This is a genomic window from Leisingera aquimarina DSM 24565 (assembly GCF_000473165.1).
Taxonomy (GTDB): domain Bacteria; phylum Pseudomonadota; class Alphaproteobacteria; order Rhodobacterales; family Rhodobacteraceae; genus Leisingera; species Leisingera aquimarina.
On sequence record NZ_KI421504.1, the window covers coordinates 2,807,293 to 2,819,796 of the forward strand.

The following is a 12,504-nucleotide window of genomic DNA, read 5'->3' on the forward strand; positions in this document are numbered from 1 at the left end:
AGTTTCATTCGGCCGGAACGGGCGTTTCGCCCGCTGCTGGAAGGTTGCTGATCTCGCGATTGACGCGCCGCAAAGCCAGACGCTTCCAGATGACGAAGATCGCGGGGATGACGAAGAGCGTCAGCAGCGTCGCCGTGACCATGCCTCCGACCATCGGCGCCGCAATGCGTTGCATGATTTCTGAACCGGTGCCGTGGCCGTACATGATCGGGATTAGACCGGCGAAAATCGTCGCTACCGTCATTACTTTCGGACGGACTCGTAGCAGTGCGCCCTCGAAAACGGACTCCTCGATGTCGAGTGGCGCCAGAGCCCGGTTTTCCGAAATGGCAAGTTTCTTCCGCTTCTCCCAAGCCAGGTTGAGGTACAGAAGCATCACGATTGCAGTCTCGACGGCAACACCGGCCAGCGCAATGAAGCCCACCAGCACGGCGACCGAGATGTCGAAGTTGAGGTACCACAGGAACCAGACACCGCCCGCCAAAGCCACTGGCAGTGCGGCAAGGATGATGCCCACCTCGATCACCCGGTTGAACGCCAGGAACAGCATTAGCGTGATGAGCAGCAGCGTGGCAGGTGCCACCATCGTCAGCCGCTGCTGCATCCGCTGGATGTATTCGTACTGACCCGACCAGGTGATGGAGTAGCCTGGCGGAAGCGCTACCTCCTCCGCGACGCGGGCGCGTGCCTCGGTCACGTAGCTGCCAAGGTCTCGGTCGGCGATGTCGATGAAGACGAAGCCGGTACGCCGAGCGTTCTCGGACCGGATCATGCCCGGGCCGTCGACGATGCGGACCTCGGCGAGGGCGCCAAGCGGGATATGCGCCCCCGAGGGGGTTACGACCGGCAGGCCCTGCAGGCGTTCAGGGCTGTTTCTCCATTCCTGCGGATAGCGCAGGTTGATCGGGAAGCGTTCGAGGCCCTCGACCGTTTCCGAGACCTGCATGCCCCCGATCGCGGTCTGCACGACATCCTGAACGTCACGCACGCTTATCAGGTAACGCGCTGCCGCTTCGCGGTTGACATCGATTTCGATGAAACGCCCGCCCACGGGCCGTTCGGCATAGGCCGATGCTGTACCCTCGATATCGGCCACGGCACGTTCGATTTCAACCCCGATTCCTTCGATGACAGAGAGATCCGCACCCGAGATCTTCACCCCGACAGGCGTCTTGATGCCGGTTGCCAGCATGTCGATCCGGTTCTTGATCGGCTGAATCCAGACGTTTGTCACCCCCGGCACCTGAACCGTGCGGTCAAGTTCCTCGCGGATCCGGTCCATCGTCATTCCCGGCCTCCATTCGGACTCCGGCTTCAGCTGGATCGTCGTTTCGATCATCGTCAGGGGCGCTGGATCGGTCGCCGATTCAGCGCGGCCGAGCTTGCCGTGGACCGTCTTCACCTCGGGCACCGTTGCGATCAACCGGTCTGTCTGCTGCAGGATCTCGCGCGCCTTGCCGATGGATACGCCCGAATACAGTGAGGGCATGTAGAGAAAGTCGCCTTCGTTGAGTTCCGGCATGAACTCGCTGCCTATCCGCTGAAGAGGCCACCACATCGAGCCGACCAGCGCCACCGCCAGCAGCGTCGTTGCCCAGGGCCAGGCAACCGCGGCGTCGAGAAACGGACGGTAGGCCCAGATCACTGCACGGTTAAGCGGGTTTTTGTGTTCCGGCATGATCCGCCCGCGCACGAAGTACCCCATCAGGACCGGAACAAGGGTGATCGACAGGATCGCCGCCGCAGCCATTGCGTAGGTTTTGGTAAAGGCCAGCGGTTTGAACAGTCTGCCCTCCTGGCTTTCCAGCACGAAGACCGGGAGAAAGCTCACCGTGATGATCGCCAGCGAATAGAAAAGTGCAGGCCCAACTTCCGATGCGCATTCACCGACGATCCGCCATCGGTTCTGGTCGGTCAGCTTTTCGCTTTCCAGCCTGCGGTGCATAGCCTCGATCATAACGATCGCTGCGTCCACCATGGCTCCGATGGCAATGGCTATGCCGCCCAGTGACATGATGTTGGCATTCACTCCCTGCAGCTTCATGATGATGAAGGCCGCGAATATCCCAAGAGGCAGAGACAGCAGGATCACCAGCGATGAGCGCATGTGCAGCAGGAACGCCGCACATACCAGCACAACGACGATGAACTCCTCGGTCAGCTTGTCCTGCAGGTTGTCAATGGCGCGCTCGATGACGCCAGCACGGCTGTAGGTGGTCACCAGCTCTACGCCTTCAGGAAGGTTCGGGCGGATTTGCTCGATCCGCTCCTCGACGTTCTTGATCGTGGCAAGCGCGTTGCCGCCCCAACGCAGGATCACAACGCCGCCCACTGCATCGCCTTCGCCGCCAAATTCTCCGACGCCGCGGCGAAGCTCGGGCCCAAAACGGATATCGGCGACATCTCCAAGTGTGACTGCTGCGCCGCGCTCATTCACCATAAGCGGTGCGCGAGCGAGATCGGCCAATTCCTCGACATACCCGGTCGAGCGCACCATGAACTCGGCTTCGCCCATTTCAATGACACTGCCGCCTGTTTCCCGGTTTGCAGCCTGAATAGCGTCCCGCAATTGCGGAAGCGTGATGTCGTAGGCACGCAGCTTGTCCGGGTCGACCACGACTTGGTACTGACGGACCATGCCGCCAATGGTGGCGACCTCCGACACGCCGTCGACGGTCTGCAGCTCGTACTTCAAGAACCAATCCTGCAAGGTCCGGAGCTGTGCCAGATCGTGGTTCCCGCTGCGGTCGATCAGCGCGTACTGGTAGATCCAGCCAACGCCGGTAGCGTCAGGTCCCAGCTGCGGAGACACTTCTTCAGGCAGGCGGGATGCGATTTGCCCGAGGTATTCCAGGACGCGGGTCCGCGCCCAGTAAAGGTCGGTGCCGTCCTCGAAGACAATATAGACATAGCTGTCGCCGAAGAACGAAAAGCCGCGCACATCGCTAGCGCCCGGGACTGCAAGCATCGCGGTGGCAAGCGGGTATGTGATCTGGTCCTCGACAACCTGTGGCGCTTGCCCGGGGTACGGAGTGCGGACGATCACTTGCACGTCCGAAAGGTCAGGGATGGCATCCACCGGGGTCGCGCGGATTGCCCATATCCCGGCAAATCCGATCACCACTGAAAGCGCGAGAATCATGAACCGGTTGGCTAGGGAATGACGGATGATCGCGGGTATCATTAGCTCACCTCCGGTACGGTGGCGATGCCGACCAGCGTCAGCGAGAAATCGGGGTTGCGGCGGAACAAAAGGCTCACTCTCTCGCCTATCGGAAGGATTGCCTGGTCTAAGGCATCATCCACAGCGAAATCCATTGTCATTCCCGGCATTCCAAGCTCGACCATGGCGTCATGAGTGATGTTCACCATGCCCCGGTCCGGATTTGTCGAGTTGATAATGCCAGCGACTTTCATCGGGGCAATGACAGGTTCGGCGTCCGCCAGCAACAGCGTCATCCCGTCGGGCCGGACAAACGTTAAGGTCGTCTCGGTTCCTGTGACCAGTGCCGCCGGTTCCAACTCCTCGGAGATGGAAAAGTCCATCGTCATGCCGGGCATCCCGAGTTCAGTCATCGGGCCATGGCTTATCGTCGCCGTGCGTGCAGCAGGGTCGACGGCGTCAATGGTGCCGCGGACGACGATTGGTGCCGCCTCCGCCATCGCGGTTTCCCCAGGCGCAGGTGCCGCATTGGCTGCTTGTTCCCGGACCGCGATAATGCTGAACATGCCCGTGTCGCCCTTGGCCAGATCAAACTCGACTGGCTTGTCCAGAACCACTGAGTTGGGATCCAGTCCTGCCACTTCGAACTCCATCTCCATCGCGGGCCAGCCAAGCGCTGGTATCGGAGCGTGCGATACGGTCAGTGTGCCGTCCGGGTTCACGGCGTGGATAGTGCCAGTTCCCGTGGCAGCAACTCCGTCATCGGCACCGATCTCTATCAGGGCAAGAAGGTTATCCGCGCCCCGGGCAACCGTGATAGCGACCTCAGACGCTTCGGCCAGATGATCAAGCGGAACATCCGCTCGTACTGGAAAAACGGAGGTCATTGCCGGCCAGTCGAGGCTGTCGAGCGGGCCGTGCTTGATCGTCGCCAGCCGGGTCTCGCTGTCCAGCGTGACAAGCCTGCCGGTACCGCGCGCTGGCGTCTCGTCAGTTGGCGCCATGCGCATAAGACCTGCGCTCAGCGCGCTTTCGCTGTCGATCAGGAACTGCGCTGACGCGACCACTTCCTCGCCCGGCGCGAGCCCTTGAACGATTTCGGTCCGGCCGCCCTCGCCGAAATTGTCACGCAGACCGGATGTAACCAGCCGCGGCTTAAAGGTTCCTTCGCCGGTCTTCAGAATCACGCGCTCAGCTGAACCGGTCCGGATGACTGCTTCAGACGGCACTGTCAGTGCCGTTCGCGTCCGGGCCGGGACAAGACTTACGGTTCCGAACATGTTGGGCCTCAAAAGCCCCTCCGAGTTGTCGAATCTTAGCCGCACCGGCAGTGTGCGGGTCTTGGGGTCGAGTTCGGGATAGATATAATCGATTTCGCCCTCGAACGTGCGCCCGGCCAGATGCTCGAAGCGGGCGACCGCGCGCATGTCTTCGCTGAGCCGCGCGATGTCCCGCTCGAATACGTCAACGATCAGCCAGACGGTTTTCAAGTCGCTAAGTGAAACTGCGAGCGTCCCAGGCTGAAGATACATGCCATCGGCAGCCGAAAGCGCGATCACGACGCCGTCTTGCGGAGCTTCGATCCTGATGCTCCGTGCAAGTTCACCACTAGCTTCGATCTCCGCAATCTGAGACTCCGACATACCGTGGCTAAGAAGCTTGTTCCGGGCGGCGTCGAGAATTCTGGCGTCTCCCGCCTTGGCGGCGCGGACCAAGTCGCCGGTCGCCGCGCTGATCACTGGCGAGAACATCTCGAACAGGACGTCGCCTTTGAGCACACGGTCGCCGATGGCTCGGGTTTTTAATTTCTCGATCCACCCGTCGGCGCGGGTGTGGACATGGCTTGTCCGATGCTCGTCGTATCGCACGAAGCCGACGGTCTCTATCCTCGCCGATATGTCCGACATCCGTGAAACCGCGGTGCGCACACCGATTGCATTGACTTCGGCCGGTGAGAGCGACACTTCAGCGGGATCACCTGCGGGCTCCTGACCGGCATAGACAGGGATCAGGTCCATGCCCATCGGTGATTTCCCGGGGTCGTCGCGCCGGTAGTTTGGATCCATCGGAGCAACCCAGTACAGGATCTCAGGGCCGTCCGAGGCCGGGCTTTCAGTAAAGTTTAGGTATGTCCGTTCCAGAAGAACCCCGCCCACCGTTCCTGCGGCAAGGGCAAGGATGCTGAGCGCTGTGTAACGTCCGCGCATGATAACCTCCAGGCTGATCTTCCCGAAGCAGCCTATGTTGTTGACAAATTACCGGCGCGTTTGAGGACTGCCGCCGGAAGCGAAATTCGTCAAACGTGCTTGGGAGGCCGGACCGGGGGAGGTGTTTCCAGGTGAACACCGAAATTGCTCGCTCCGGCTTTTAGGTGGAGCGAGGAAGCTATCATGGCGGCAGGCGGGATAGCCGCGGACGGCAAGTCGGAGCTAAAGCATGAGCCGCCGATGCAACGGGCAGAAACCGGATCGTATGCGCACCCGTAACGATCATCACTTTGCGATGGTGTCACCGGTCGAAGGGACTGATCGGTCTCGGAAATAGATAAGTGACCGGCTTCCCCTGCGAGGCTTCCCTGATGTGACATGTCCAAAGCCATCGAGGACATAAAATTCGTCGCAAAGGAAAAAGCCAGTGCGACTAAAATGATGGTCACGCGCCGTGCCAGACATATCAAGAATCTGCTGTCCACGTTCTGCATATAGCTGCGCTTTGCCTGGCTGCCAAGCCGTCCGGCCAAGGATCTTATCCTTCGGATTGCCGGCCGCTGTCACAAACCGAGCGGCAGTTCACTTCGCGCTCTTCCTATTGGACATTTTCCTGAGTTGGAGCCGCTGGCGAACCTGTTTCAGTTCGGCAACTGCGCTTCAATCGGGATCTTGAATGGGCGCGCGCTACCCCAACTGCGACTCTTGTTAGAAAACAGTATGTTGCCTGACGAGAGGAAACGAAATGGGAGCTGTTTACAGCCAGCTGAGTATCGCGGAACGACGCAAGATTGAACGCTGGAGGCATGCGAAGGTCCCTGTGAACGAGATGGCGCGTGCCCTCGGGCGCTGCAGATCGACGGTATTCCGGGAGTTGAAGCGGAACCATTTCTCGGATCCNTGCCTGCCGAAATGTGATGGCTGTTATGGCGCCGCAGCCCAGCTGATGGCGGCCGGCCGGCGCGCGAGGCAACGCAAGCTGATCCGTCATCCGGAGTTGTGCCGCCGTGTCGTCGAGCGGCTGAAGAATGGCNGGATGCCAGAACAGATCGGCANCCGGATGATCCATGAAGGCGCCAGGCTGCGGGTCTGCCAGGAAACCATCTACCGCTACATCCATTCCAAGGAAGGTATGGCGCAGGAGCTTTGGTGGTATCTGCCTGCCCACCGTACGGCCCGCAGGCCGAGGCGGGCCCGCAAGCGCCAGAAGGCAAAATTCCATCGTGATGCCAGTATCCTGTTCCGGCCCGGCGCCGTAGCGCACAGGCGTCAATCCGGCCACTGGGAAGCAGATCTTATGCTGGTCAAACAAAGCCTTGGACAGTCCAGCGCGACCTCAATGGTTGAATGCGTCAGCCGCTTCACGGTTCTCTTAAAGAACCCGGACAAGCGTATCAAACCGGTTATGCCTTGCCCGTCAGGCGATTGCGAAGCCATCTGCCGAGAGGGGCAAGATCATGAAAGCAAGCAGCGACTTGCCTCTGGCTGCCCGCAAATCCATCACTTTCGACCGCGGCACCGAATTCGTGTCCTGGCCGCATCTGCAAGCACAGACCGGTACGCAGACTTGGTTTTGCGACCCCTCCTTGCCTTGGCAATAGGGCACGGTTGAGAACACCAACCGGCGGGCCCGGCGATGGCTCCCGCGGAAGCACGATATCCGGCAGCTCTCAGATCACGACATGAAAGTAATTTGCGACCGTCTTAACAACACGCCCCGCAAATGCCTTGGGTGGAAGACGCCCGCGGAGGTCTTCAGAGAGAAAATGATGGAAGAACTGGGCCGCTCCCCCAACCCTCAGAGGCAATAGGTGCCGCGGTTCAGGTGTCGCTCGCAGAGTTCCACAAGGGAACAGAGGCTGTAAAGTCTGCTTCCTTCCGGTTGCAAAGGGGAAACCGGAAACCTGCGAGGATTCCGGCCAGTTTTCCGGCGCGGAAAACCGGCGTCCGCCTCAACCTGACCCGGCCAAAAAATCCTCGCAGGATTTTTAGCCGTTTTCCGCGCCGGAAAACGTCAGCATCACACCAATTTGCGGACCGGAGCGTTGTTGCAGAAGATAATCACCTGCTCGCGATTTTGAACGGCCTGAAACCCGCGGTCGCGAACCTCAGCCAGGAAGGCTTCCATTCCTGCATAGCGTTCGATGTCGCGGAGCTTGCGGCGGACAACCTGGCCGTTCTGAACCGCCTTGCAGGCAAAACATCGCGCAGCCAGATGTCGGGTGAGAGGGCGGATCCGGGTTTGACCATGACCGGCAGTTTTCGCGGTCATGGTTAACAATGGTTTGAGAGCCTACGCCTGCGCCCGGGCGGCAAACACATCTGACGCCAGCTTGCGTGTTTCGCTTTCCAGATCTTGCAGGCCTGCAGCGGCGGCGCTGCCGTCTCCTGTCTCGATGGCGTCCGCAATTCTGGTGTGAAGGCCGGTGATCACTTCGCGGTCACGGGCGGTAAAGGTGATCATGTTCATCAAGGGCTGCATCGCCTCAACCGCACCGGCCAGCTGGTAGGACAGCACCGGATTGCCGGCCCCGTCCACCAGCGCCCGGTGAAACGCCACGTCAGAAGCGCAAAAGGCGACATCGGTCAGCCCGGGCTGGCCCTGGCGGAAGATCTCCGCCCGCATGGTCGCCAGGTGATCGGCGCTGCGCCGTGCTGCCGATAACGGCGCACAGGCCCGCTCCAGCGCATAGCGCGCCTCGCAGGCGGTATCAAAACTCACTGCGTTCATGCTCAGCAGCAGGGTCGAGGTGGTGATTTGCTGCGAATAGGCGTCCTCAAAGCTCAAGCGGTTGACAAAGGCTCCGCCGGACGCGCCGCGCTGGGTGCGGATCAGCGATTGCGCCGCCAGCCGCTTCAGCGCTTCCCGCACAGTGGAGCGGGAGACCTTAAATTGATCCGACAATTCGCTTTCGGATGGCAGCCGCTCATCCACGATCAGCGCGCCCGAGATAATGGCATCCTTGATCGCCTGCGCTATCTGAACCGAAAGATCGGCGGAACTGTTGGGGTCAATCTTCATGCTCAGGGCCTTGACGCAGCGCTACGCCGGAGGTGCCCCGGCAAAAAAAACCATTTGTCTGACATTTAAAAGTCTGACATTTAAATTGCAAGGCGTGAGTCGGGAGAAAACAATGCTCGGATCATCCATGCGCAACGTTCTGTGGCTTGGGTTCTTTGCCGCCATTCTGGTGTCCTGGTGGATGATGTATTCCATGAGCACCGGCATGGGGCTGGATCTGATCGGCCGTCCCGGCCCGATGGCCGAGGCAATGCGCAACATGGATCCGCGCATGGACATGCACATGCCGATGGCCGCCTTTGGCCCGGTCTTTGCCATGTGGGCGATCATGATGGCGGCAATGATGCTGCCGACCATGGTGCCAACTCTGCGCAGCTATGAGGATCTGATCTCCAGCGCCAACGGCTCCCGCGCCGGCTGGCTGGGGGTGCTGCTGGGGTACCTGCTGGTCTGGGTTCTGTTCGCGGCCGCAATCGCAGGGCTGCAGCTGGTGCTGCTGTTTGCCGGGGCGATCGACATGCTGGGCATTGCCAAGTCCCGCTTCTTTGCCGCCGGTCTGCTGATTGCCGTCGGCCTATACCAGTTCACCCGTGCCAAGGCGCTGTGCCACGGTGTCTGCCACAGTCCGATGACCTATTTCCTGACCCGCTGGAAAACCGGATTTGGTGGCGGGTTGCAGATGGGCGCAGGGCTGGGGGCCTATTGCGCCGGCTGCTGCTGGGGCTTCATGGCGCTGGGCTTTGCCGCCGGTGTGATGAGCCTGCTGTGGATGGGTTTGGCCACGGTCTTCATGGTGCTCGAAAAGCTTCCGCAGGTCGGCCACCGGATCATGAAACCACTGGGAGGGGCGCTTGCCGCCGGGGGGATCGCGGTGATCGCCTATCCAGTTCTTGTTGGAGGATAACCAAATGGCTTCTTATCAGCGTCCGCAGATCACGCCCGCAGATTGGGCGGTCAAGGGTGAGCTGTTTCTGAACTGCTCTTGCGAAGTTTTCTGCCCCTGCGTGGTATCACTGGGCGCGCATCCGCCGACCGAGGGCCATTGCCACGCCTGGATGGGCATCGCCATTGACGAAGGCCATTTCGAGGGTGAGAGCCTGGCGGGCCTGAACGTCGGCTTGCTGGTGGATATCCCCGGCCGCATGGGCGAAGGCAATTGGAAGGTCGCGGCCTATGTCGACGACACCGCCTCGGACAAGGCGTATGATGGCCTGCTGCAGATTTTCAGCGGCCAGGCGGGTGGCACCACCGGGCTGTTCACCATGCTGGTGAGCGAGATCATCGGCGCCGAGCGCACCCAGGTGCTGATCGAACGCGACGGCAAGCGCCGGGTGATCAAGATCGGCCGTAAAATCCAGGGCGAGATCGAGATGATCGACGGCGCCAGCGAGGATCACCCGGTGATGATCACCAATTCCAAATACTGGATGGGGCCGGACATCATAGCGGCAACGGGTCTCAAATCGCGTGTGCGCGACTATGGCCGGGTTTGGGACTTTGGCGGCAAATCCGCTGAAATCTGCCCCATCGACTGGTCTGGTTCCAAATAGAAATGCTCCCGCGCCGGGCAGCAAGCGGGCTGCCTGGTGCGGGTCTTATGCATCTGAACTGTGTAACGCTCATATGGAGACTTGAGTTTGGCGAACATCTTTCCGTCCCGCCGCATCCGGCGCACACCCTTTTCCCAGGGGGTCGAGGCCGCAGGCGTCAAGGGATACACTGTCTACAACCACATGCTGCTGGCGACGGTGTTTGAAAGTCTTGAATACGACTGCGCGCATCTGAAGGAGAATGTGCAGGTCTGGGATGTGTCCTGCGAACGGCAGGTCAGCATCAAGGGTCCGGACGCGCTGCGGCTGATGAAACTGATCAGCCCGCGCGACATGAACCGGATGGCGGACGATCAGTGCTATTATGTGCCGACGGTGGACCACAATGGCGGCATGCTGAACGATCCGGTGGCGGTCAAACTGGCGGCGGATCACTATTGGCTGTCGCTGGCCGATGGCGACTTGCTGCAGTTCGTGCTGGGGATCGCCATTGCCAAGGGCTTTGATGTCGAGATCGTGGAACCCGACGTCTCACCGCTGGCTGTACAGGGACCCAAGGCCGATGATCTGATGGCGCGGGTGTTTGGCGATGCGGTGCGGGATATCCGCTTCTTCCGCTACAAGCGTCTGGCGTTCCAGGGCGTCGAGCTGGTGGTGGCGCGCTCCGGCTGGTCCAAGCAGGGCGGCTTTGAGATCTATGTGCAAGGGGCAGATCTGGGCATGCCCCTTTGGAATGCATTGTTTGAAGCCGGAGAGGACATGCACGTCCGTGCGGGCTGCCCGAACACCATCGAACGCATCGAAAGCGGGCTGCTGAGTTACGGCAACGACATGAACCGCGACAACACGCCTTATGAATGCGGACTGGGCAAGTTCTGCAATTCGCCCGAAGACTATATCGGCAGGGCCGCACTGGCAGAACAGGCGGAAAACGGTCCCGCCCGTCAGATCCGCCCGCTGGTGATCGGCGGAGAGATCCCGCCTTGTCTGGACGCTTGGCCGCTTTTTGCAGACGGCCGCCAGGTGGGGCAGGTGGGATCGGCCATTAATTCCCCCGAATTCGGGGTGAATGCAGCGATTGGCATGGTGGACCGCAGTCATTGGGCACCGGGCACGGTGATGGAAGTGGAGACCGGGGCAGGGAGGCTGCCTGCGGCGGTTCAAGACAGGTTCTGGCGCTAGCAGGGGGGACGCTGCCCCCGCCCCGGCAAGCCGCGGCTTCCCCGGGATATTTTTGGCCAGATGTGCATGGGATCTGGCTAGGTTTTAGGAAAGGGAATGTGAAATGTTCAATGCACTGGTTGTGAACAAGGACGAAGACAGCGGCAAGACATCTGCCGCGGTACAGCAGCTGAGCCTTGAGGATCTGCCCGAAGGAGAAGTGACCGTGGCGGTGGAGTATTCCACTGTGAACTACAAGGACGGCCTGTGCATCGGTCCGGGTGGCGGCCTGGTGCGCAAGTACCCGCATGTGCCGGGGATCGATTTTGCCGGCACTGTCGAGGCGTCCTCTGATGACCGCTACAAGCCCGGCGACAAGGTGGTGCTGACCGGCTGGCGCGTGGGCGAGGCGCATTGGGGCGGATATTCGCAAAAGACCAATGTGCGCGCCGATTGGCTGGTGCCGTTGCCTGAAGGACTGGATACACGTCAGGCGATGGCAGTGGGCACTGCGGGCTTTACCGCGATGCTGGCGGTGATGGCGCTGGAGGACCATGGACTGGAACCCGGACATGGTCCCGTTCTGGTCACCGGTGCCGCGGGCGGTGTCGGCTCGGTGGCCACCGCGATATTGGCGAACCTCGGCTATGAGGTGGCCGGCGTCACGGGGCGTCCGGAAACTGCTGATTATTTGAAATCTCTGGGTGCCACACAAATCGTGCCCCGCGACGAGATCAATGAGACCACCAAGCGCCCGCTGGAAAGCGAAAGCTGGGCGGGCTGCGTGGATGCCGTGGGCGGCGCCATGCTGGCACGGGTGCTGGGGCAGATGAAATACGGTGCCTCAGTGTCGGCTGTCGGCCTCGCGGGCGGCGCTGGGCTGCCTGCCACGGTCATTCCCTTCCTGCTGCGCGGTGTGAACCTATTGGGTATCGATTCAGTCATGCAGCCTTATGACAACCGGCTGCGGGCCTGGGAGCGGGTCGCCAAGGATCTGCCGATGGACAAGCTGGAGGCGATGATCTATCCCGCGGCGCTTAGCGACCTGCCGCAGCTGGGGGCGGATATCCTCAAGGGGCAAGTTAAGGGGCGTGTTGTGGTTGATGTGAACGGCTGACATTCCACAGCGTCAGGCCCGGACTGAAAACGCGCGGCCATCGCCGCGCGTTTGTCGTGACAAGGAGCCGCTACACGGCGGCCGCGATGAGCATCTCTGCGGTTCCGCGGCAGCAGGGGGGCTAGCTCTTTGCACCGGGGACGCCCAGCATTGTTACAGAAGGAGGGAGGGAGTGATTTGCAAATTCACGGTGCCCTCGGGGCAAGCCTGTGCCGGTTGCCTGAGCCAGGCAACGCAGGCGGCAGCAGCGCCTGTTTCAGATCCAGTGGCACGGGAAGGCTGGC

Annotated in this window: 8 protein-coding genes and 1 pseudogene; 6 read left to right on the forward strand and 3 right to left on the reverse strand. The window is 60.9% G+C overall.

From position 1 onward, the window contains the following. Positions 1–4 precede the first annotated feature (4 nt). Complete coding sequence (locus AQUI_RS0118030) at positions 5–3,184, reverse strand: efflux RND transporter permease subunit (protein WP_027258743.1); 3,180 nt, start codon at positions 3,182–3,184, stop codon at positions 5–7. Continuing rightward, a complete protein-coding gene (locus tag AQUI_RS0118035; protein WP_035920074.1) occupies positions 3,184–5,370 on the reverse strand; it encodes an efflux RND transporter periplasmic adaptor subunit in 2,187 nt (728 codons plus the stop codon). The genes AQUI_RS0118030 and AQUI_RS0118035 overlap by 1 nt, the downstream gene beginning before the upstream one ends. 745 nt (positions 5,371–6,115) lie before the next feature. Between AQUI_RS0118035 and AQUI_RS28390 the strand changes: the two are divergent. After that, positions 6,116–7,181, forward strand: a pseudogene (locus AQUI_RS28390) (IS30 family transposase). Between the two features lie 14 nt (positions 7,182–7,195). Next, positions 7,196–7,648 (forward strand): hypothetical protein, encoded by a 453-nt coding sequence (locus AQUI_RS30890; protein ID WP_156916871.1) that lies wholly within the window; start codon positions 7,196–7,198, stop codon positions 7,646–7,648. Positions 7,649–7,663: 15 nt separating this feature from the next. Here AQUI_RS30890 and AQUI_RS0118055 read toward each other — a convergent pair whose 3' ends face one another. Then, positions 7,664–8,392 (reverse strand): FadR/GntR family transcriptional regulator, encoded by a 729-nt coding sequence (locus tag AQUI_RS0118055; protein WP_027258745.1) that lies wholly within the window; start codon positions 8,390–8,392, stop codon positions 7,664–7,666. Between the two features lie 112 nt (positions 8,393–8,504). On the opposite strand from AQUI_RS0118055, the gene AQUI_RS0118060 reads away from it, so the two are divergent. From AQUI_RS0118060 to acuI, 4 genes are all read left to right on the forward strand, one after another. Continuing rightward, positions 8,505–9,296: a DUF2182 domain-containing protein gene (locus AQUI_RS0118060; protein ID WP_027258746.1), complete on the forward strand. Its 792-nt coding sequence runs from the start codon at positions 8,505–8,507 to the stop codon at positions 9,294–9,296. A 4-nt stretch (positions 9,297–9,300) separates the two neighbouring features. Beyond that, entirely contained in the window at positions 9,301–9,942 is a 642-nt protein-coding gene (locus AQUI_RS28400) for a DUF1326 domain-containing protein (RefSeq protein ID WP_084294455.1), read from the forward strand. A gap of 87 nt (positions 9,943–10,029) precedes the next feature. Beyond that, the gene (locus AQUI_RS0118070) at positions 10,030–11,124 is read left to right on the forward strand and encodes a dimethylsulfoniopropionate demethylase (protein WP_027258747.1); all 1,095 of its coding nucleotides are present in this window, start codon (positions 10,030–10,032) and stop codon (positions 11,122–11,124) included. Positions 11,125–11,227: 103 nt separating this feature from the next. Further along, positions 11,228–12,220, forward strand: a complete 993-nt coding sequence (gene acuI / locus AQUI_RS0118075; RefSeq protein WP_027258748.1) for an acryloyl-CoA reductase — start codon at positions 11,228–11,230, stop codon at positions 12,218–12,220. Positions 12,221–12,504: the final 284 nt, after the last annotated feature.

Bases quoted from the DNA above. Each gene is read 5' to 3' on its own strand.
- AQUI_RS0118030 (WP_027258743.1), bottom strand. From the start codon at position 3,184: ATGATACCCGCGATCATCCGTCATTCCCTAGCCAACCGGTTCATGATT.
- AQUI_RS0118035 (WP_035920074.1), bottom strand. From the start codon at position 5,370: ATGCGCGGACGTTACACAGCGCTCAGCATCCTTGCCCTTGCCGCAGGA.
- AQUI_RS0118055 (WP_027258745.1), bottom strand. From the start codon at position 8,392: ATGAAGATTGACCCCAACAGTTCCGCCGATCTTTCGGTTCAGATAGCG.
- AQUI_RS0118060 (WP_027258746.1), top strand. From the start codon at position 8,505: ATGCTCGGATCATCCATGCGCAACGTTCTGTGGCTTGGGTTCTTTGCC.
- AQUI_RS28400 (WP_084294455.1), top strand. From the start codon at position 9,301: ATGGCTTCTTATCAGCGTCCGCAGATCACGCCCGCAGATTGGGCGGTC.
- acuI (WP_027258748.1), top strand. From the start codon at position 11,228: ATGTTCAATGCACTGGTTGTGAACAAGGACGAAGACAGCGGCAAGACA.